Below are 21,868 nucleotides of genomic sequence, written 5' to 3' on the forward strand. Positions count from 1 at the left end.
CGGGTTAAATTTAGTGTGGATTATCTTGATTTAAAAAAGGTTTCAGCCAAGCAGTTTAATACTTTCCATAACCAACGTGGGCCATTCTTTCGCCCATTTCTGCATAAGCTTCGTTATGTGCAGGTGCCCAAGTGCCAAGGCCATCTACATAACGGTTATACATGCAAAAAGCAGCAGCGATCAGCACCGTGTCGTGTATTTCTGTATCCGTTGCGCCTTGTTGGCGTGCAGCAGCTACATCATCTTTGGTAACATTCTTGCCGTTTTGCTGTACCTGATGGGCAATATGCAATAAAGCCCTTAATTTGTCAGAAACTTCTGTTTCTAATAAACCTGCTTTGATATCATCAATCAAACCAAGTCCGCTTTTTAAATGTGCTGCCGCTGCCGCTGCATGGGAAGTGTGGCAGAAATGGCATTTGTTCCAGTAGGAAACAGAGGCGGCAATAATTTCCCTTTCGCCGCTGGTTAGGGTTGATGGGCCTCTCAATAAAGTTTCTGCAAGTAAAAGAAGTGGCTCGGCAGTTTGCGGACGATAATTTAACAAGCCAACAATTCCGGGAAGTTCTTCGTTTAATAATTTAATATGTGCCATTTTGTTGTTTTTTAAGGATTTTGTAATTGTTCCTGATCTCTGTTTACTTTAAAAGGTGCAGTTAGATAACCTTCGCGTGCGCGCTGTTCGCCCATTTTATCATACAGTTCATCATTATCTGGCTGCCAAGTGGCCAAACCATCAACATAACGGTTAAACATGCAAAAAGCAGCGGCAATCAACACCGTATCATGAATTTCTATATCCGTTGCCCCTTCATTCCGCGCAAATGCTACGTCTTCCGGCGTAACGTTTTTTCCGCCGCTTTGTACTTTTGCTGCTATTTTTAATAATGCTTTAAGTTTGCTGCTTATCGGTGCAGTTTCCGGGTTTGCCAGTACCTGTTTTACAATTTCGGCATTATTGCCCAACTGATGTTTTGCAATTGCGCCATGGATACTGCAACAATATTTACAGGTATTTAAATCGGAAACATACGTTGCAATCAATTCGCGCTCACCTGCACTTAATGTTGGGTGCGGATTATGCAACAAGGTTTGTACAAGTGCATTTAATGGTGCTGCAGTTTCAGGGCGAAACATAAACAGGCTCCTGATACCAGGAAATTCTTCAGGTAGATTAATGTATGGCATAGTAAAGTATTTTAGGAAGATTGGTTTAAACAGGATTAAAATTATAAATAAATCCAACTATCACTACAAACTATGAATAATAAAAAATACGATTTTTAAAGTCTATCTTGTAAAACTTATATCCCCCCTCTCAAACGCAGTAATTAAACCAAAAAAACCTTTATAAAAGAAGCATCACGTTTTCAAATCTTCGCGCATCAACTTACGTTCGGCACGTTTTGAAATGTTGTTTTTGGTGAGGTTGATATTGGTGTTGATGCGATAATCCTGAACGGCGTCTGTAACGGTCATGTCCTGCTCCATATCTTTCTCCGCAAAATGAATATTGGCTTCTTCAGTTTTGCCCAAAGCCACATCGTACGGGCCTTTCGGCGACATCAGCTTAACCAAAACCGGCAAACACTCAAATAAAATAAACAAGTAACTGATGAAGGATTGCGCCAGATAAGTGTCCAGTTCGCGCGTTCCGTTGGGGTTGTACGAAAGCTGGCCCAATGCCCAATTCCGGTCGGCAAAACCTGCTACGTTGCTCAAGCTGTCCAACTGCCGGTCGTTAAATAGTTTGGTATCGGTTACGCCTTCCACGTCTTTTCGGGTGGCAATATATTGTTCCATTTTGGCCTGGTCCTGGCGAACGGTATTTAGGCGGGATTCTTTCTCCTTCAAAACCTCGTCTTTTTGTTTGGCAAAAGTGCCGAAACCGGTTTTGCCCGAAGTCTGGTTGGTTTTATCGCCAAAAATTTCCTGGTTCAATTGGTAACGCGAACGGTTGATGTCTTTTTCAAGCGAATCCCTTTCGGCTTTAATATCGGCCGCTTTTGCCAAATCCATGCCGTACTTTTTATTAAAAGTAATGTTCATGGTATCAATTTTAGACCGTTGGCCTTTGAGATAAGCGTTTTTCAGTTTGGAGCGGATTTCTTTGTCAAAAATCTTTAACTCCAGCGGACGGGAAATCACAATCCCAATCATGATGGCCAGCAAAATACGCGGCGTGGCCTGCAAAATCTGTTGGTTAACAGAACCTCTTTTGTTAATGCTGCCCACAATATAGCGGTCCATATTAAAAATGGCGGTGCCCCAAATCAATCCAAATAATATGGCAAAAAACGGTGCGCCAGGGTTTCCGCTGAAAACGAAATACATGGCATAACCGCCAGACAAGGCAGCAAACAAAGCTGTAAAAAATATAGTTGCCCCGATGCCTACATATTTGTTCATTTCGATCGGGTACTTTTTTAAAGTATCCAAGTGCACGCCAGAGCAGAACCAGAAAAATCGGTTTACTTGTTTCATAATCTCAAAAGTAATAACAAAAATGCTCTACTCGGCTCATATTTAAAGCGATGCCTTTGTTTACACCAATTTTTACCTTATAAAAACAGTATGTAAATCAAGAACGAGTTTCTTTAAGAATAAATTATCGGCTTATTGTTACACGCTGATTTTAATCAATTAAACACTTAACTTTGAGGTATAATATTTACAAAAATGAAAGAAATAACCGTACAGGAATTGAAAGAAAAAATGGACGCCGGAGAAGATTTTCAACTGATTGATGTGCGCGAAGATTTTGAATACGAAATGTCTAATTTAGGCGGAGAACTGATCCCCTTGAGTGGCATTATGATCGAATCGGGCAAAATTGATAAAAAGAAACCTGTAATTGTACAATGCCGAAGCGGCAAACGAAGTGCGGCCGCAATTATGCAATTAGAGCAGCAGGGTTTTACCAATTTGTACAACTTAAAAGGCGGAATGCTGGCTTGGGCCGAAGAGATTGACCCGGAAATACAGGTTTACTAAAATGGGAGCCAAACTTTTTTTAAATATTTTGTACAACATCAGTATCATTTTATGTGTGATACTGATATACTGGAGCATCAACCATCAGCGTTATGATTGGACAGCCGCTGGAGTTTTTATCATCGTGATTACCATTTTTTTAAAAATACGGCTGGCAAAAGAAGTACGCGCACTTCAAAAGAAATAAGGCTTTTAACCTAAATACATGCTATTAATTATCCTCGGTGTCATCCTACTTATTGTGGGTGGCGTTTTTAAACGCACGCCTTCTATTAACCCGGCCTATAGCCCAATCATTTCTATTGTTGGCGTTGCCATGCTTCTTTTAGGGCTAAGTTTTTCGGTTTTTAAAGTGATTGATCCCGGCAAAGTTGGCGTTAAAACTTTGTTTGGCAAGGTTGATAACGATGTGCTGCCGAGCGGTTTGCATCTAATCAATCCCTTGGTTGATGTTACTACTTTCGATATCAAAACCCAAAACTACACCATGAGCGGCGTTACTACCGAAGGGCAGAAAGAAGGCGACGATGCCATCCGTATTTTATCGGCTGATGGTTTGGAAGTAACGATTGATTTGTCGGTACTTTTTCGTTTGAAAGCGGACCAAGCGCCTTTTGTGCTGCAAAATATCGGGCCTGATTATGTAGATAAAATTGTTCGCCCGGTTTCTCGAACGGCTATTCGTGATAATGCGGTTTATTATGAAGCCGTTGCTTTGTATTCTACCAAAAGGCAGGAATTTCAGGATAAAATCTATAAAACCATTGGCGAAAGCTTTGCCAAAAGAGGTATTGAACTGCAACAACTTTTGGTACGGAACATTACCTTGCCGCAATCCGTTAGAACCACTATTGAATCAAAAATCAATGCTGAGCAGGACGCGCAAAAAATGCAATTTGTGTTGCAGAAAGAACGCCAGGAAGCCGAGCAAAAACGCATCCAGGCACAAGGAATTGCTGATTATCAACGCATTATTTCTACCAATTTGAGCGATAAACAATTGCAGTACGAATCTATTTTGGCGCAAAAAGCGGTTGCATTATCGCCAAATACCAAAGTAATTATTATGGGCAACAGCAAAGGCGCACCTTTAATGCTGACTGATAAATAGTTTTTGGCCAATGCTTCTTTTAGCACCTAAAAATTAGTGAATAAAAAACCTCACCAAAAAGTAGTGCATAAAAACAGCATGCCTAATCTGTTTTTTTAACGATGCTATTTACCGCTTTGTCCAATTGTTCGGCACTGTCGCTTAGCATTTCGCAAATATTGCTCAGGTTTTGATCAATTTCCATCTTGCTTAAAATATTCACCAAACCGATAATGTTGGCCACCGGCCGGCGGATCACGTGCGATTGTTCCCAGCCAATCTGTTCTAAAATGCTCTTCTTTTCTTCGATTTCTGTTTTTGCAACTTCCAGTTGCTGGTTGGCTTTTTCGTATTCTGTAATATCGTAGCCCATACAAAAAACGCCATCCGGCTGGTTTTGGGCATCAAAAATAGCGCGGTATTCCCACTGCGTAATAATGTAGCCGCCTTTGCCATCGTGCTTTCTGATGGTTGCCGGAAACGATCTGTCCGGGTTTTCAAAACATTTTGCCGCCACTTCTGCGCAAACTTTTGTATCGTCCGGGTGCATGGTAATGTGGTACGGCTTGCCCACCATATTTTTGGCAATGTAACCGAAAGCATCGGCATAATGCGTGTTTACATAACTGTAATTGCTGTCCATCCCGGCAATAATAACATAGTAAAAGTTGGAGTTTTCCAACAGTTTGATCGTTTCGGTAAAATGGTTCATGCTGTTTTTATGCCGATAAATTTATCCGTTTTTGCAGGTTGTTTTTACGGATACACGTCTATTATTGATTCAAATTTTTTCTTTTAATTGATGGGCAAAAATCACTTTGTTAAAAACAAGTCCTTTTCGATTTTTGGGATTACGCCTGATGCCAAAGCTTTATCAAACAGTATCTTAATCGCTTTACGGCCTTCTTCGCCCAGATCAACCGAATATTTATTCACGTACAAATCAATGTGTTTGTACATCACATCTTCGCTCATTTCCTGAGAATGAGAACGGATAAATTCCAAACCTGATTTTGGGTTTTCAAAGGCAAACTCCACTGATTTTTTTAAAACGCGGTTTATTTTGTGTTGAATTTCTTCGGGCAAATTTCGGTTGGCCACGATGCCGCCAAGCGGAATGGCGCAACCGGTTTGCTGTTCCCAAAAATCGCCCAAGTCAATAATTTTGTGCAAGCCTTTTTGTTGATAGGTAAAACGGTTTTCGTGGATGATCAAACCCAAATCCGTTTCGCCTTTTATTAATTGATTTTCAATCTCCGAAAAAAGGACTTCCTTTTTGTTTTTCCCTTCGGGGAAAGCCAGGCTCAACAAAAAATTTGCCGTGGTATATTTTCCGGGAATAGCGATTTTTAAGTTGGCAATATTAGCTTTCAGATATTCCTGGTCCAGAAACTTTTCGTTTTTGCAGATCAGCATTGGCCCGACACCAAAACCTAAAGCGCTACCTGCATCCAGCAAAACATATTGCTTGGTTACGTAAGCAAAAGCATGGTAACTCAACTTCGTAATGTCCAGTTCTCCGCAGAAAGCTTTTTGGTTCAGTGTTTCCACATCATCAAAAAACACTTCAAAATCCAAATCTTCGGTATCAATTTTATGGTGAATTAAAGCATCAAAAATAAACGTATCGTTTGGGCAAGGCGAAAAGCCGAGGGTGAGTTTCATGGGGTTTTAGGTATGAGGTTAGAGGTATGAGGTTTGGGTTGCGTGCTGTCATCTCGATCCGAAGGGAGAGATCTTCTTTCAACCTGATGCTTCTTTTATCACCTAAAAATCCAAAGATAATTTCTTGAATTTTAGAATAAGACTTCTCCCTTCGGGTCGAGATGACAACACGTGAGTCAACTCACAATTTTTCTAATAATTCAATGGCAAAATCATTTAAATGCTTAACAGCCAAGCCAATTTTCCAGTTTTCTCGGTTCCGCTTCTCCACATAATTTGACACCGACCTGATCTGCAGCGCAGGCACCATGCTTCTTTTACAGGCATAAAAAAAGGCAGCGCCTTCCATGCTTTCCAATTGCGGCTTCAACCGTTTGGCTATTTTTTGAATGGAAATTTCTTCGCCATGAACCGTGTTTACCGTTATCGAACGCAATTTTTTTGCCGATAAAAGAAGCATTGGATTGAGTTGATGGCTGGCAAAAAATACGCTTTCGCCAAAACCTAAATCTTCAATCGTTAAAAATTGATCATTGTCTTCGGCACCAAATTCGGCTAAACTATCTTCGGTAACTTCAACAACTTCGCCTAAAGCAATCGTATGGTCAAAGCTGCCGGCAATGCCTAAATTAATGGCCAAATCATACTTTTTCTGCGCGAACTGTTGCCCCAAAGCAAAAGCGGTTGTCACCATGCCAACGCCGGTAACCAGCACCTCAAAAGGTTTTTCTCCTTCAAAATGTGTTAACAACGGTTGTATTTCGGCTTGTGTGGCAGCTACCAAAAGGATGTTCATAAGCGGTTTGTCAAAGGTAAGGTTAAAAATAGCAGGCTTCTTTTGTTTTGATATATTTGCAGCAGTTTATTTATGATGATTTACATTACACGGAAAGAACACTTTAACGCGGCGCACCGGATGTACCGCGACGAATGGAGTGCCGAACAAAACCAAGAAGTGTTTGGCAAATGTGCCAACCCCAACTGGCATGGCCACAATTACAATTTATTGGTAACCATTAAAGGCGAAGTTACGCAGGAAACCGGTTATTTGATGGATTTGAAAGACCTGAAAGTGATCATCAATAATTATGTGATCGAGAAGCTGGACCACAAGAACATCAACTTAGATGTTGATTTTATGAAAGGCAAAATGGCTTCGACCGAATTATTGACGATTGAGATTTTTAACCAATTGAAGAAGCCCATTGAACAACACCAGGGCGTTTTGCTGCATTCGGTAAAACTGTTTGAAACAGAAAACAACTCTGCCGAATATTTTGGTGGATAAAAGAAGTATCTAATAAAGTTTTATTGTTCTTTTTGAAACACTAATTTTTAGGTGGTAAAAGAAGCATTGCCCTGAACAAAAACAAATAAAATGAGCAACGAAAACCACAGCCATAATATGGATGAAGATTTGGATGGCTACGTTAAAATAGACCGCTACAACCCAGAAATGATCAGCAAAATTGCCGGCCATTACGAAGATATCCTGACGCAATTGGGCGAAAACCCAAACCGCGAAGGCTTATTAAAAACCCCGGAACGCGTAGCCAAAGCCTTAACTTATCTCACGCACGGCTACGATTTAAACCCAACCGATATTTTAAAATCGGCCATGTTTAAAGAAGAATACAGCCAGATGGTGTTGGTAAAAGACATTGAAGTTTACTCAATGTGCGAGCACCACATGCTGCCGTTTTTTGGTAAAGCGCACATTGCTTATATTCCAAACGGGCACATTGTTGGTTTGAGCAAATTGCCGCGCGTGGTGGATGCTTTTGCCCGCCGTTTGCAGGTGCAGGAGCGTTTGACCAACGAAATCCGTGATTGCATTCAGGAAACGTTAAACCCGATTGGCGTTGGTGTGGTGATCGAATGCCGCCATTTGTGCATGAGTATGCGCGGTATCCAGAAGCAAAATTCGGTTACCACCACTTCTGCCTTTACCGGTGCATTTTTGAACGAAAAAACCAGATTGGAATTTTTACAGTTGATTTCCTCCAAACTAAGCTAAGGCAACAAATTATTTTAAATGATAAAAGCATACTTATTTCCGGGCCAGGGCGCACAGTTTACCGGAATGGCAACCGGTTTGTACGAAAAGCACGAAGAAGCCCGGGAATTATTTGAACGTGCTAACGAAATTTTAGGTTTCCGAATTACGGACGTGATGTTTAACGGCACGGAAGAAGATTTAAAACAAACCAAAGTTACGCAACCGGCCATTTTTTTGCATTCGGTTATTCTGGCAAAAACGTTGGGCAAAACATTCGAGCCAAAAATGGTTGCCGGCCATTCTTTAGGCGAGTTTTCGGCTTTAGTTGCAGCAGGGGCAATTGATTTTGAAGACGGACTGCGTTTGGTTGCGGCGCGTGCCAATGCTATGCAACATGCCTGCGAGCTGCAACCTTCTACCATGGCCGCAGTTTTGGGTTTGGATGATTTTACGGTAGAAGATATTTGCCACCAGGTAACGCGCGTAGTGGTTCCGGCAAATTATAACTGCCCCGGCCAGTTGGTTATTTCCGGTACGATAGAAGGTGTGCAGGAAGCCAGCGAAAAACTGAAAGCGGCAGGTGCAAAGCGGGTTTTGCCGTTAAACGTGGGCGGCGCGTTTCATTCGCCGCTGATGGAACTGGCAAGGGTAGAACTGGAAACAGCTATTTTAAACACAATGATTAAAGTGCCTGTTTGTCCGGTTTATCAAAACGTAAACGCACAACCAACTACCGATCCGGACACGATCAAAACCAACCTGAACAAACAGTTGACCGGTGCCGTACGCTGGACGCAAACCATGCAAAGGATGATTCAGGATGGTGCCACCCAATTTATAGAAACCGGGCCGGGAAATGTTTTGCAAGGACTGGTTAAAAAGGTTGACCGTAATGCAGCAACAGCACACGCCTGGATATAATTCTTTTTAACCGGGCTAAAATTAATACTACTTTTATACAGGTTTAATCATTGCTTTGGATACATCTGTTAAAGTGCGCTTATTGTTGGTTGTGTTGTGCATAAGCTTCTTTTTTACGGCTTTAACCGTAAAAAAAGCTTACAATGCAGACAATCTGCTTAAAAGTTCTGCTCTTACGCTGCAAAAAAACCTCAACGAAAACGAAGCCTTTGTTGAAGATTTTCTAAAAAACCCGGTCAATTTTGCCAGCCTTAAAAACCTCGGCCAGGACGAAAAAGAAGCTTTAAGGCTGATCAAGGAGCTATCTGGTGGGAAAAAAATCTACTTCTGCACTTATACAAACAACAAGCTTGATTTCTGGAGCAGCATCCGCATTGTTCCGGATAATTCTTCGGCTTATCAAAACGGTACTTCTTTTATCAGCGAAAAAAATGGCTATTATGAATTGGTCAAAAAAACGGAAGGCAATTTTTCGGTGCTCTTTTTTATACCGGTAAAAACAGCATACAGTTATCAAAACCAATACCTTGTTGACCATTTCTCGCCCCAACTTTTAAACAATAATTACCTTGCCCTTGCATCTTTGCAGGATAAGCAGGCGTTCAAAATAAACAGTTTGCACAATGTGCCTTTGTTTGCCGTCAAGCTTAAGCCAGGCCGTCCTGCTTCCGGCAGTTTTGCTTCAGCGGAGGGTATTTTATGGCTATTGAGCATCACGGTGCTTTTTGTGCTGGTTTACAATTTGTGCGGTTATATTGCGGATAAAGGTTATCGTAATACGGCTGTTTTGCTGGCGCTTTTGTTTGTGGTGTTGTGTACCGGCGCCATCTTTTTTTTGCATGTACTGGAAACTTTGCCATCGGGTTCCCGGGTTTCGCTTGTGCAGCTTCAAAAAAGCTATCGTTCGTTTTATTCTATCAAAAATATTGCGCTTTTGATCCTGTTTGCTACCTGGTTTGCCATTTTTGTGTCCAACCACCGCGGCCTGCTGGCCAAACCCATTGTCAACAAAGGCAAAAGCTACCTTATTTTGGTGCTGATGGGCCTGCTGCTAGTAGGTTTGTCCATCTCTTTTTCTAATTTGTTTTACGGGCTTACCATTGATTCACAACTCCAGTTTGACATTGACAACCTGGTGAACCTGACCGCTTATAATTTTATAGGCACCGTAATGTTGTGTTTGGCTTACTTAATTTTTTACCTAATTAGCGAAACCTGCATCAGCATTTGTGCAAAACTTAACATTACTGACCGCGATAAACTTGCTGTTTTTATCGGTATAATTTTGCTGGCTACCGCCTGGCATTGGTGGGATTACCAATATTTTACCTGCTATTATTTGCTGTGGGCCGCTGCTGTTGCCTGGCGTGCCTACAATGTTTTTTATGAAAAAGGCGAAATGCCTGCCATTGCTTTTATCCTGGTCCTGGCTGTTTCTTCGGTTGTGGCCACCAGCCAGCTTTCGCGGATACAAGACAAGCTGGAACGCGACCAGCGCAAAACCGTATTGCACCAGTTGGTCAATTCTGTTGATTCCAACGCCGAATACATTTTCAGGAATATCGAAAGCAGGCTTGTTAATGACCCTGATTTGTTGCGTTATGTAATCAACGCCAACCGAAACGAGGTTTATCTGAAAAACCAATTGCGCAAACTTTATTTCGACGATTATCTCTCCAAATACAACTTCAAAATGTATGCGTACGATAATCAAAACCACAACATTTCCGGCCAGCAGGATTACGAACTGAATGTTTTTAAAAGCCAGGTGTTTTTTGGTTCGCTGAAAGTAGACAGCACCCATTACTTTTATCGTGCTGCTGATGCTTTTGGCGAGCGGAGGTATTTTGCGCTCATCCCCATCAAAGCCAACCACGAAGTTTTTGGAACCCTGGTGGTTGATTTAAAATCTAAAGTTTTAGAAAGCGGCGCTTCTTTTCCGCCTTTGTTGGTTGATGAAAAGCTAAAGCAGCAAAACGATTATAAAAATTATTCGTACGCTTTTTACAACGATAATAAATTGGTGAGCCAGAACGGGAAGTTTGAGTACAACCTGCATAATAGGCAGTTTAAAGGCAGGCTGAAAAGTTATACTACGTTGGAAACAACAAGCGAGGATTATAGCCATTACAGCCATTTAATCTATCAGCCTACAGAACGCAAACTGGTTGTGGTAAGCCTGGAAGATACATCTTGGAGCAATAGCCTGTCTGTTTTTATATTTTTCTTTGTGGTTTTCCTGGTATTTGCGTTCATCGTAGTGGCCTTGTACTGGTTTTTCGGCAAAATACAAGGCTTCAACTTTAATCATTTATGGTGGAGTTTGAGTGTGGCGGCCAACAATTTGCTTTATAAAACACGCATCCAGATATCCATGGTTACTTCGGTTGTTTTTACCTTGTTGATTATTGGTTTGGTTACCATGATCACCTTTAGCAAGCAGTACCAAAAACAGCAAGACGACATCAACCACGAAAAAATAAAGCGCATTGCCAATGATTACGAAAGCCAGATGATGGATAGCAAAAGCAAAGGCCGCGAAGACTTGGACCTGCGTTTTAATGCTTTTGCCGAAACGTATTCGGCTGATATGATGCTTTATGATACCTGTGGCGTGCCCGTTTTGTACACCCGGCCGCAATTGTACGATTATGGCCTGATGGGCCGGCGGATGAATGCCATTGCATACATCAACATGAAGCGCTTGCAAAAATCAGAGTTTTTGAACGAAGAAGAAATTGGCAAATTCAAATTCAAATCTGCTTATATGCCCATCCACAACTCGGAAAATAATGTGGTCAATTTTTTGCAACTGCCTTATTTTGACAACGACATCGAGTATAAAAACAGCGTTGGTTATTTTATCAACTCGATGATTAACGCTTATGCTTTGGTGCTGGTGGCCATTGGTTTGTTTGCTGTTTTTATCGCTAAAAAAATTACCAACCCGCTTACTTTGATCCAGCAGGGGCTGAGCAACACGATGTATGGCCGAAAGACAGAACCGATCAACTGGAAACGGAACGACGAAATTGGTTCTTTGATCAAAGAATACAACAAAATGATAGCTTCTTTGGAGTTGAGTGCAAACAGGCTGGCCAAATCCGAACGGGAAAATGCCTGGCGCGAAATGGCCAAACAGGTAGCGCACGAAATTAAAAATCCGCTTACACCGCTAAAGCTGGGCCTGCAGTTGCTGAGCAAAGCCTGGAAAGACAAGGACCCGAAGTTTGACATCAAGTTCCAGCGGTTTAGCCTTTCTTTTATTGAGCAGATTGAAAGTTTGTCGCGCATTGCAACCGAGTTTTCAGATTTTGCAAAATTGCCCGATACCAAGCCCGAAGTGGTCAATATTTTTGATATTATTTCCAGGGCAGTCAATGTTTTTAACCAAAGTAATAACCTCCGCATTGATTATATGCCTTCACCGGATTTGTACCTGGTGCGTGTAGACAAAGACCAGCTGCTGCGCTGCTTTAACAACCTGCTTAAAAACGGTATCGAAGCAATGCAGGACGGCCAGCCGGGCATCATCGCTATTACTTATCATATTACCAAAGAACATATCCTGATTGATGTAAAAGACAACGGCAGCGGCATTCCCGAAAAAATCCGCGACAATATTTTTCAGCCTAATTTTACCACCAAAAGTTCTGGCACCGGCCTGGGTTTGGCTTTCATCAAAAGCGCCATCGAAAATACGGGCGGCAAAATTTGGTTTGAGACCGAGATCAATGCTGGCACAACTTTTCATCTGCTTTTTCCATCGGCCTCTTTGCCAACCGTTTAAATTTAGGCCGGTTTATTTACAATGCTTCTTTTATCACCTAAAAAACAGTAAAGCTTTCTGCGTTTTTTTAGAAAAGCCCATATTGCCAATACAAAATTTTATGTGATAAAAGAAGTATTGTTATCAATCCTGATCCTACTAACATAAAGGATCAAATATGAATTTAAACAGAATTTAATTAGCAAGTTCCGGCAAATACAATGCTTCTTTTAGGGGCATAAAAAAAGGGAAACTCAATTCCCTTTTTTTAAAAAGCTGTCGGTTAAGTTTATCTCAAACTGAAAGATGATTTGCCCATTTGATAGCCATCGGCATACAACACAACCGAATAAGTCCCTTTTTGAAACTCCGCCGGGTTTACCCAGTCTATCGCATAACCGCTGCCATCGTTTTTAAAATCAATAGCGCTTTTGTAGGTGTATTGCATGTCTTGCCCGTTGATGTTAAAAGTGTTTGATTCCGGCGTAGTAACTAAGTTTCCGGTTGGGTCAATCACCCGCAAATAAATATCATGGAAACCTTTTTCTGCCAGTTCATTTGTGGTAACCGTAAAATTGATCTTGATTTTTTTAGCGGTAGAAGCACGGGTTACGTCTACTTCTTTTCCACTTTTCTTAATTTTATAAGCCGTAATTGCTACAGTAGATGTTTTAATCGCAGCCGCCGTTTTTACTTTTGTGCTTAAATCCTGGTTTTGCTGTTGCAATGTGGTCGCTTTTTGGTTAACGGTGGCCAGGTTGGTTTTTAAAGTATCGCGTTCGGTGGTCAGCGAGGCGTTTTGCTGTTTCAGCTCTTCAATATCAGCGGTGTATTTGGTAACAAAGTACCGCAGTTGTTTGATGTCTTCTTTTGCCGAGTTTAATTGAGCCACCGTTAAGTGGCCTTTAGCCAAGGCTTTTCTTAATTCCGTAATTTTCGCTTTCAACTGTTCATCTTTTGCCTGCAATGCCTGCGAAATCCGGTGTTTCCCGCTGTTGGCAGAATCAAGTTGAGTAGTTAAACTATCTAAGGACGATTTTAAACGGGTTTGTGTGCTTACCAAAACTTTGTTGTCGTCCACACTTTGGGTGATTAATCTTTCTTCCGATTTGTTTTTCTGAAAATACAGGTAAGCATTGGTGCCAAGCAGCGCCAGCACAACAACAATCAGAAAGTAAACTAAGTTGGATTTTTTGGCAGGCGTTTGTGGGTTTTGATTGTCCATGTTTAAGGTTTAAGGTTTAAGTAGATGAATACGTTTTTTAAGGTTCGGTTTTTTAATGGTAATGTTGGTTAAAATTGCTGTTCGCTGTAACTTTTGTATGGGTTAAAACTATCATTTCTGATGGTATATTGTATCCTTAACAAAAAAATACACAACCGAAGATAGGATATCCACGTTTTAATCGGTAAAAAAAGTACGTAAAATAAACCGGGACAGGTTTTTTTAAGCTTGTTTGTAATAGCCTGTTTAAATTGATACACGAAATGCCCATGCTTCTTTTACCCTATAAAAATTGATGGCCTGATCAATTTAAATAAACCAAAACCAAGTGGTTGCCAATTTTTTAGGCGATAAAAGAAGCATGGATGCCTGTGAAGAAATTTTTAAGCAAACGCTAAAATGTTTTATTCAAATTAAATTTTTTGTGCCAATAAAATGCTTTGTACCGAGTTTAACTATCTTTGCCATTTTTAATATTAGTTTGATGTTTAGAGGTATAAAAACAGTATTGCTGTTGCTGCTGATGGTGGTTGGATATGTGCAGGCGCAGGTATTGCCCCAGCCTAAAAGGGAATTTCGCGGCGTTTGGATTGCAACCGTTGCCAATATTGACTGGCCAAGCAACAGCAAAGCCAATTCTGAACAGCAAAAGCAGGAACTTTTAAGTATTTTGAGTGCGCACCATCAAACGGGCATCAATGCTGTCATGTTTCAGGTTCGGCCTGCTGCTGATGCTTTGTATGCCAAAAGCCGCGAACCGTGGTCGCAATGGCTGACCGGCAAACAGGGCAAAGCACCCAGCCCGGCTTATGATCCATTAGAATTTGCCATCAGCGAAGCGCACCAGCGCGGCATGGAACTGCACGCTTGGTTTAACCCTTACCGGGCTACTTTCTCAACCAGTCCAAAAGGTATCAGCGATGACCACATCACCAAGCAAAAGCCCGAATGGTTTTTTACTTACGCCGGCCGGAAACTGTTTAACCCGGGTTTGCCCGAAGTGCGCGAGTATATCATCAAAGTTATTTTGGATGTGGTGGACAACTACGATATTGACGGTGTGCATTTAGACGATTACTTTTATCCGTACCCGGTTTCTGGGCAGTTGATTGATGACGCCCAAACTTTTGCCGACCACCCTGATGGTTTTACCGATATTAAAGATTGGCGCAGGCATAATGTAGATACACTGATCCATGCTTTGAGCGATAGTATCCATCACCATAAAAACTATGTTAAGTTTGGCATCAGTCCGTTTGGCATTTGGGCGAATGTGCGCCAAAACCCGGAAGGCTCGGAAACCGGCGGTGGCTCTTCTTATTACGAGCAGTTTGCCGATTCGCGCAAGTGGATTAAACAAGGCTGGCTGGATTATATTAACCCACAAATTTACTGGCCTTTTAACAACCGTGCCGCAGCTTATGAAAAACTAGTGGACTGGTGGAGCAACAATACCTACGGCAGGCATTTGTACATCGGTATGGCTGCTTACCGGATCAACGAACGGATGAGCGCCAGTTGGAAGGAAAGTACGCAAATGCCGCGGCAGCTCCGGTACGACCGGGAAAACCCGCGTGTGCAAGGCAGCGTTTATTTCAGTTCAAAATCGTTGCAGCGCAATTTGCTGGGCTTTACCGATAGCTTGAAAACTGACTTTTACCGTTACCCGGCTTTGCCGCCCGTCATGCTTTGGCGTGATGCTGTTTCGCCCAACATCCCGCGCGAACTGGTGGCTAAAATCACTGGCAGAACCATCAATTTACAATGGCAACTGCCTTTGCCAGCCAGCGATGGCAATACCGCTTACGGTTATGTGGTTTATCGTTTTGATCAGCATGAAGCTATTAACCTGGCCGACCCGAAGCATATTTTAAACATTGCATACACCCAGCAGCGTACTTTTGACGACCCGACTGCCGAAGCCGGCAAAAATTACCAATACGTAGTTACGGCTTTGGATAGGTTGAAGAACGAAAGTTATCCATCTAACACGGCTGTGGTTAGCGTTCCGGCCAACAGTTTATAGGTGGTAAAAGAAGCATCAACTGTTCATCACTGCGCCGCAATTAATATCAATGGTTTGGCCGGTGATTGATTTTTGGCTAAGCAGATAAGCAACCAAATCGGCAATTTCTTCCGGCTGGCTCATCCTTCCTAACGGAACGCTTTGCATCGCCATTTTGTAAAATTCATCTTTAGAAATTCCAATTCCATCTGCAATTCCCTGTAAACCCGTTTGCGACATTTCTGTATCTACCCAACCCGGACAAATCGCATTGACCAGAATATTTTGCGGCGCAAATTGTACCGCCCAAGACCGCATCAAACCTAACAAACCAGCTTTAGAAGCGCAATAAGCCGAATAATTAGCCACACCTAAACGCGCCAAAACAGAAGACGTAATGAGAATATGTTTTTCGGCCGGTACTTCTTTTAGCAGATGAAAAAAGGTGTTCACCAGATTGTAAGTGCCGGTTAGGTTGGTGCTGATGATCTCGTCCCAACGGTCGTTTTCGCCCCAGTAATTCTCGCCGCCTACGCCCGAGTTGGCAATAATTCCATTGATAAAAGAAGCATTAATTTGCGATGCTGCTTTTGCCAATTGGTTTTTATCGCGAATGTCTGCCACTAAAGTCTGGTGGTTGTTGCCGGGCAAAGTTTCCAGCGTTTCTTCCAAATTTCGTGCTGTTCTGCCTAATAAAATACACGTATTGTTTGTTGCCAGTTTTTGGGTAATGGCACGGCCGATACCACTTCCGGCTCCGCTGATGAGGTAGGTTTTAGTCATAAGTATTATCTAAAGTAAACTTTTCAAACTCTCCAGCGTATCCGCTTCCTCCTTTTTCTTATCATGCCGCCAGCGTAAAATTCGGGGGAAACGCAAAGCAATGCCGGATTTATGCCGCGAAGACTGGTTAATCCCTTCAAAGCCAATTTCAAAAACTAATTCAGGTTTTACGGTTCGTACCGGACCAAATTTTTCCAGCGTGTTGCGTTTTACAAAAGCATCCACTTTGCCAATTTCCTGGTCGGTTAAACCGGAGTAAGCTTTGGCAAAAGGCACCAAACGATCACCGTCCCAAACGGCAAAAGTATAATCGGTGTAAAGATCAGCGCGGCGGCCGTGGCCTTTTTGTGCATAAATCATCACCGCATCAACCGAAAGCGGATCAATTTTCCATTTCCACCAGTCGCCGCGCTTGCGGCCAACCTGGTAAGTTGCGTTTTTGCGTTTCAGCATAATTCCTTCCGCAACCATTTCGCGTGAGTTTTTGCGAATCCCGGCCAGCTCTTCCCAGGAACTGAAATCAATCAAAGGCGACACCCGAAATATAGTGCTAAAAGAAGTATCGCGCTGCAATTGCTCCAGTATTTCGCGCCGTTCGGTTTGTGTTTTGGTACGGATATCCTCGCCTCCAACTTCCAAACAATCATAAGCAATAAACGCAACCGGGTTTTCTTCCAGAATTTTTTTGGTGAGGTTTTTTCGTCCGATGCGGGTTTGCAGCAAATTAAACGGAAGCGGTTGTTCATCTCGAAAAGTCAACAGTTCGCCATCTAAAACCGTTCCGTCTGGCAGCGCTTGGATAAAAGGGTGCAGTTCCGGGAATTTCTCCGTCGCCAAATCCTCGCCACGGCTCCAGATAAAAATCTCGCCTTTTCGGTGGATGAGTTGCGCGCGGATACCGTCCCATTTCCACTCGGCCTGCCACTCGTTGGCGTTGCCCAAAGCGGTTTGCATTTCCTCCGGCGATTTCTGTTTTTCGGAAGTTTCCTGGATGGGATAAGCCAGAAAAAACGGATACGGCCGCGAAAGGTCATCCAGTGCGCCTTGTTCTTCCATCAATTGCGTAAAGGTGTAAACTTCCGGGTCCCAACTACCCATAATGCGGTGCGTTAATGTCGGCGCATCTAATTTGGAAATATCGGCCAAAGCTTTTACCACTAAGCTTTGCGAAACACCGACACGGAAACTGCTCGTCAACAATTTATTAAAAACAAAGCGTTCCTGCCGCGTTAACGAAGCCCAGGATTCGATAAGCCAGAGTTTACGTTCTGTTTCGTCCAATTTGTTTAAGGCGTTAATTTCGGCAATCCATTCGGTTAGGCTTTTGTTGGATGTTTGGCTGCTTTCGGGCAGCAGCAGCGAAATGGTTTCGGCCAAATCACCAACCACCTGGTAGCTTTCCTCAAACAGCCAAACCGGAATGTTGGCCAGTTCAATTGCATAGTTTTTTACCAAAGTTGAGTTGATCTGTCGTTTTGGTTTCCGGCCGCTAAATAAAGCCAGCATGTGCATCTTGTCGGCATCGCTTACGGTTAAAAAATAAGCTTTGATGGCGTTTACCTTTTCGTTGGTTTTGTTGGTTTCGTCGAGGGCGGCAAAGAGCGCGGCAAAATGTTTCATAAGGATTCAGGTTGATTGGCTTTGGCTTCACCAAATGTTGTAATAGTTTCGTTTTCTGCGGATGCTTCTTTTACACCTGTTTTTTTGGTGCCTGCTTCGTCTCCGCTTCCCGATCCTAAATCTTCAGACGGAATTTCGCCCTCACTTTCATCACCGCCGTACAACGTATGCACTTCGTGCGCATCAAAACCAATCTCCCGTAAATACCTCGAAAAAGAAGCCGTATAACCGTGGGTGAGGTAAACCGATTCGCAGCCGGTTGCATCAATCGCGCTGATCAAACCGTCCCAATCGGCATGGTCAGAAAGTACAAAGCCACGGTCGGCGGCACGGCGTTTTTTGGCACCGCGTACATTCATCCAACCGGAACAAAAACCAAATTCAAAAGGCGCCAACTTCCTCATCCAATTACTGCCTACGGCGGAAGGCGGCAACAGCACAATGCCTTTTTTTATTTCTTCTTTTGGGATTTCAGGATTGATGCGTACTGTTTTTGGTAGATCAATTCCGTTGCGGCGCAAAGCATCATTGGTATTTTCGATAACGCCGTGGGTAAAAACAGTACCCAGTGAAAGGTCAAGGTTGCATAAAATGCGTTGCGCTTTGCCGAGCGAATAACCGGCAATAATGGTTGCTTTGCCTTCTTCGATGTTCTTTTCCCACCAGCGGTTGATTTCGTTAAAAATCAATTGCTGCGGTTTCCATTGGTAAACCGGCATCCCGAAAGTGCATTCCGAAATAAAATGATGGCAGGGAACAGGTTCAAAAGGTGTAGAAATACCATCGTCTTCCACTTTGTAATCGCCCGAAACTACCCAAACTTCGCCCTGGTATTCTACCCGAGCCTGTGCCGAACCAATGATATGGCCAGCCGGGAAAAGTGAAATCTGCACCCCATTTTTATAAACGGTTTCTCCGTAAGGAATGGTTTGGAGGGAAATATCAGCGCCTAAACGGTATCTTAAAATTTCGCGCGAAAGCTCGTGCGCCAGATATCTTTTGCTTCCCGTTCGGGCATGGTCGGCATGGGCATGGGTGAGAACGGCATCGTCAACAGGCCGCCACGGGTCAATATAGAAATTGCCTTCGGCACAAAAAATACCGTTATCGGTAAACTGGAGGAGCTGCTTTGCCATATCCAAAGATAAGCAGCAAAGCCATAAGAGCCTGTTTAAATTTTGTTCGATTTAATTTCCATGCTTCTTTTACCGCCTAAAAAACATCAAACCTCCATGCTTTTTGCATTGGCATATAATCCAGGCACCAATTTTATAGGCATAAAAGAAGTATTGTTTTTTTGACATAAATTTAAACAGGCCCTAATTTAGTTTGAAACAAAAAACCTCCGGGTTTTGGCCGGAGGTTTTGGTGAATTTATGGTTTTTTTAACCCGATGTAGTCGGTGAGGATTTGCCCGGCTTCTATTTTCAAAAAGTCGGCGTCCTTATCTTTGGCTTGTTTTTCGCCTTTGGCCAACGGTTTTAAGCCAAGTGCCGCTCTTCGTGCGTTATCATGTGCCAATGATTTTGCATCGTCTTCTTCGTGTTGCTTTTTCAACGCTGGTTCGTTTAGCGTTACGGTCTTTTCGGCATCACGTTTTTTGTATTCGGCAATGTCTTCCAGCAGGTTTTTGTAGTTTACATTGCTTTGCATCCGTGTATCATGCTGCGTTTTTAACTGTGGGATTACGGCCGTAAAACTTCCGTAAGTGGCATAACTGCTTTTTGGGATCATATCAAAAGGCAGGGCAGAAGGCTCCGTATCTTCACCATATTTATCCAACGGAATAGCAGACGGAAACTGGATATCCGGCACTACGCCTTTGTGCTGCGTAGAACTACCATTGATGCGGTAAAATTTGGCAATGGTGAGGTTAATTTGACCGTAGCCAACGGGTTGTCCGTCTGTTTTTACATTGCCCGACTTTCCTTTTACATTAGCCAATAAGTTAGAAAAAGAATTGCCAATTACCCGGTCTAAATCAATGGCCGATTGTACGGTGCCTTTGCCATAAGTTTGTGTCCCAACGATTAAACCGCGGCCGTAATCCTGAATGGCAGCGGCAAAAATTTCGGAAGCAGAAGCGCTAAAACGGTCAACTATCACGGCCATCGGGCCAGTCCATGCAATCGAAGGGTCGTCATCGGTATCCTGCTCAATCCGGTTTTTAATATCGCGAACTTGTACAACCGGGCCGGTTTTGATAAACAAGCCTGTTAATTGTATCGCTTCGGGCAAAGAACCGCCGCCATTTTGGCGAAGGTCAAGCACTACGCCATCCACTTTTTGCGCTTTCAGGCTGTCTAAAATTACTTTTACATCGCGGCTTACGCTGCGGTAGTTTTTGTCGCCGGCCTGGTAAGCTTTATAATCTAAATAAAATCCCGGAACGGTGATAATTCCGATTTTAAGTTTTTTTCCGTTTTGGTCGTAAGTCCTGATTTCTTTGCTTGCCAATTGGTCTTCCACCACAATTTTTTCGCGCATCATTTCAACAATTTTGGCGTTGGTGGCGGTTTTTCCTTTGGAAAGGATTTTTAAGCGGACAACAGTTCCCTTTGGCCCGCGGATCAAATTAATTGCGTTGTCAATCCGCCAGCCAATAATATCCTGAAATTCACCGGTTTTGCCCTGCGCCACACCAATAATGCGGTCATCTACCATCAACTGTTTGCTGCGTTCGGCCGGGCCGCCTTTTACAATTGCTTTAATAGTGATGTAATCGTTTTCAAATTGCAGCGATGCACCGATGCCTTCCAAAGTTTTAGACATTTGGATGTTAAACTGTGCCGCATTGGAAGGATTAAAATAGTTGGTGTGCGGATCAATGGATTCGGTAAACGCATCCATAAAAATCTGAAAAACGTCCTGGTTGTTCAGCTTGTCCGATTGTGTGATCAGGTTTTCGTAACGCTTTTTTAAGATTTCTTTGTCTTTATTGATGTCTGGCGTGGCCAAATTCAGGTTCAGCAGATCATATTTCACGCGCTTGTCCCAAAACTTGTTCAGGTCGCTTGCCGTCGAAAACCAGGGCTGCTCTTCCCTGTCGAACATAAAACTTTCCTGCTGGTTAAAATCGTAGTTTTTGCCCAACTGTTCCAGCGAGTATTTGATCCTTTCGTTGTACCGTTTTTGGTAAACATTAAACATGTAAAACACGTGGTTCAGTTCGCCGTTCTGCAGGTCGTCATCCAACTGCGTTTTATACTGGTCAAAATCTTTCACATCCGAAGCCAGCAGGTAATTATGGTTTTCGTCAAGCGCTTTTAAATAACGCTTATAGATCACAGTCGAGATCGAATCGTTCAGCTTGATTTTTTTGTAGTTGTAGTTGGTAATCATTTCGGTTACTTCCTTACAAACTATGGCCTGTTGTTCGTCAGGTTCTATGTTTTTAGAACCGGCTACTTTTATCGGGGCTCCGGGCGTGGCATGGCAGGCCACCGAAGCGCCCAGGATAGCCATCATATATAACTTTTTGAACATGTTTTTTATTCGCATTAAATTAAATTCTCCAGCGGGCATTCGTTTATTTGTAAATACAGTTTGCTAATCTAAAACAAAAAAAAGACAGACAAAACGGCTGCCTGTGCTAATGATAACAATATTACAATGAATTGTTTTTAACGCAACCGCTGTAAACCAAATCATTACGCCGTGCTGCTTTTATGCCGGTAAAAACAGCATCAGGCGCATTGCCTGGCAAACCGAAATTAAAACGTAAAGCAGGTGGGATGGTAGCTGTAATAATTAGCAAACTGGTTTTTAAACGTTCAAAATAAACATTAAGGTATAGT

20 protein-coding genes are annotated in these 21,868 nt (G+C 42.7%); 8 read left to right on the plus strand and 12 right to left on the minus strand.

All coding sequences use genetic code 11. The annotated features are described in order from the left end of the window. Positions 1-55: 55 nt before the first annotated feature. The 3 genes from Q0192_RS13465 to Q0192_RS13475 form a co-directional block, all read right to left on the minus strand. Complete coding sequence (locus tag Q0192_RS13465) at positions 56-595, minus strand: peroxidase-related enzyme (RefSeq protein ID WP_299290010.1); 540 nt, start codon at positions 593-595, stop codon at positions 56-58. Positions 596-606: 11 nt separating this feature from the next. After that, positions 607-1,188 (minus strand): peroxidase-related enzyme, encoded by a 582-nt coding sequence (locus Q0192_RS13470; RefSeq protein WP_299290011.1) that lies wholly within the window; start codon positions 1,186-1,188, stop codon positions 607-609. Between the two features lie 174 nt (positions 1,189-1,362). Then, positions 1,363-2,484: a DUF4407 domain-containing protein gene (locus Q0192_RS13475; protein ID WP_299290012.1), complete on the minus strand. Its 1,122-nt coding sequence runs from the start codon at positions 2,482-2,484 to the stop codon at positions 1,363-1,365. A gap of 195 nt (positions 2,485-2,679) precedes the next feature. On the opposite strand from Q0192_RS13475, the gene Q0192_RS13480 reads away from it, so the two are divergent. From Q0192_RS13480 to Q0192_RS13490, 3 genes are read left to right on the plus strand one after another with little or no spacing between them, the layout of a single operon-like run. Further along, positions 2,680-2,994 (plus strand): rhodanese-like domain-containing protein, encoded by a 315-nt coding sequence (locus tag Q0192_RS13480; RefSeq protein WP_299290013.1) that lies wholly within the window; start codon positions 2,680-2,682, stop codon positions 2,992-2,994. 1 nt (position 2,995) lies between these two features. Further along, complete coding sequence (locus tag Q0192_RS13485; RefSeq protein WP_299290014.1) at positions 2,996-3,181, plus strand: DUF6358 family protein; 186 nt, start codon at positions 2,996-2,998, stop codon at positions 3,179-3,181. 18 nt (positions 3,182-3,199) lie between these two features. Continuing rightward, complete coding sequence (locus tag Q0192_RS13490) at positions 3,200-4,105, plus strand: prohibitin family protein (RefSeq protein WP_299290015.1); 906 nt, start codon at positions 3,200-3,202, stop codon at positions 4,103-4,105. Between the two features lie 82 nt (positions 4,106-4,187). On the opposite strand, the gene Q0192_RS13495 is transcribed toward Q0192_RS13490, so the two are convergent. From Q0192_RS13495 to mqnB, 3 genes are all read right to left on the minus strand, one after another. Next, the gene (locus Q0192_RS13495; RefSeq protein WP_299290016.1) at positions 4,188-4,796 is read right to left on the minus strand and encodes a PAS domain S-box protein; all 609 of its coding nucleotides are present in this window, start codon (positions 4,794-4,796) and stop codon (positions 4,188-4,190) included. A 101-nt stretch (positions 4,797-4,897) separates the two neighbouring features. Next, positions 4,898-5,749, minus strand: a complete 852-nt coding sequence (locus Q0192_RS13500) for a 1,4-dihydroxy-6-naphthoate synthase (protein WP_299290017.1) — start codon at positions 5,747-5,749, stop codon at positions 4,898-4,900. Between the two features lie 181 nt (positions 5,750-5,930). Then, positions 5,931-6,545: a futalosine hydrolase gene (mqnB, locus tag Q0192_RS13505; RefSeq protein ID WP_299290018.1), complete on the minus strand. Its 615-nt coding sequence runs from the start codon at positions 6,543-6,545 to the stop codon at positions 5,931-5,933. Between the two features lie 75 nt (positions 6,546-6,620). On the opposite strand from mqnB, the gene Q0192_RS13510 reads away from it, so the two are divergent. The 4 genes from Q0192_RS13510 to Q0192_RS13525 all read left to right on the plus strand — a co-directional run bounded on the left by Q0192_RS13510 (position 6,621) and on the right by Q0192_RS13525 (position 12,459). Next, a complete protein-coding gene (locus tag Q0192_RS13510) occupies positions 6,621-7,037 on the plus strand; it encodes a 6-carboxytetrahydropterin synthase (RefSeq protein WP_299290028.1) in 417 nt (138 codons plus the stop codon). 90 nt (positions 7,038-7,127) lie between these two features. Beyond that, the gene (gene folE / locus Q0192_RS13515; protein ID WP_366518193.1) at positions 7,128-7,766 is read left to right on the plus strand and encodes a GTP cyclohydrolase I FolE; all 639 of its coding nucleotides are present in this window, start codon (positions 7,128-7,130) and stop codon (positions 7,764-7,766) included. A 21-nt stretch (positions 7,767-7,787) separates the two neighbouring features. Next, positions 7,788-8,669, plus strand: coding sequence for an ACP S-malonyltransferase (gene fabD / locus Q0192_RS13520; protein ID WP_299290030.1), 882 nt, complete (start codon positions 7,788-7,790; stop codon positions 8,667-8,669). Positions 8,670-8,724: 55 nt separating this feature from the next. Beyond that, positions 8,725-12,459: a HAMP domain-containing sensor histidine kinase gene (locus Q0192_RS13525; RefSeq protein ID WP_299290019.1), complete on the plus strand. Its 3,735-nt coding sequence runs from the start codon at positions 8,725-8,727 to the stop codon at positions 12,457-12,459. Between the two features lie 268 nt (positions 12,460-12,727). On the opposite strand, the gene Q0192_RS13530 is transcribed toward Q0192_RS13525, so the two are convergent. Beyond that, positions 12,728-13,663: a hypothetical protein gene (locus tag Q0192_RS13530; protein ID WP_299290020.1), complete on the minus strand. Its 936-nt coding sequence runs from the start codon at positions 13,661-13,663 to the stop codon at positions 12,728-12,730. A 484-nt stretch (positions 13,664-14,147) separates the two neighbouring features. Between Q0192_RS13530 and Q0192_RS13535 the strand changes: the two genes are divergently transcribed. Further along, on the plus strand, positions 14,148-15,689 hold the full coding sequence (locus Q0192_RS13535) for a family 10 glycosylhydrolase (RefSeq protein WP_299290021.1): 1,542 nt from the start codon (positions 14,148-14,150) through the stop codon (positions 15,687-15,689). A gap of 15 nt (positions 15,690-15,704) precedes the next feature. Here the strand turns inward: Q0192_RS13535 and Q0192_RS13540 are convergent, their stop codons facing one another. The 5 genes from Q0192_RS13540 to Q0192_RS13560 all read right to left on the minus strand — a co-directional run. After that, entirely contained in the window at positions 15,705-16,451 is a 747-nt protein-coding gene (locus tag Q0192_RS13540) for an SDR family oxidoreductase (RefSeq protein WP_299290022.1), read from the minus strand. A 9-nt stretch (positions 16,452-16,460) separates the two neighbouring features. Continuing rightward, a complete protein-coding gene (locus Q0192_RS13545; protein ID WP_299290023.1) occupies positions 16,461-18,071 on the minus strand; it encodes an ATP-dependent DNA ligase in 1,611 nt (536 codons plus the stop codon). After that, the gene (locus Q0192_RS13550) at positions 18,068-19,207 is read right to left on the minus strand and encodes a ligase-associated DNA damage response exonuclease (RefSeq protein WP_299290025.1); all 1,140 of its coding nucleotides are present in this window, start codon (positions 19,205-19,207) and stop codon (positions 18,068-18,070) included. Before Q0192_RS13550 ends, Q0192_RS13545 begins: the two co-directional genes overlap by 4 nt. Before the next feature lie 238 nt (positions 19,208-19,445). Beyond that, positions 19,446-21,557, minus strand: coding sequence for a carboxy terminal-processing peptidase (locus Q0192_RS13555; RefSeq protein ID WP_299290026.1), 2,112 nt, complete (start codon positions 21,555-21,557; stop codon positions 19,446-19,448). A 121-nt stretch (positions 21,558-21,678) separates the two neighbouring features. Continuing rightward, positions 21,679-21,868 (minus strand): hypothetical protein (locus Q0192_RS13560; RefSeq protein ID WP_299290027.1); only part of this gene is annotated, 190 nt, incomplete at its 5' end.

The organism is uncultured Mucilaginibacter sp., from assembly GCF_937859865.1.
Classification (GTDB): Bacteria; Bacteroidota; Bacteroidia; order Sphingobacteriales; family Sphingobacteriaceae; genus Mucilaginibacter_A.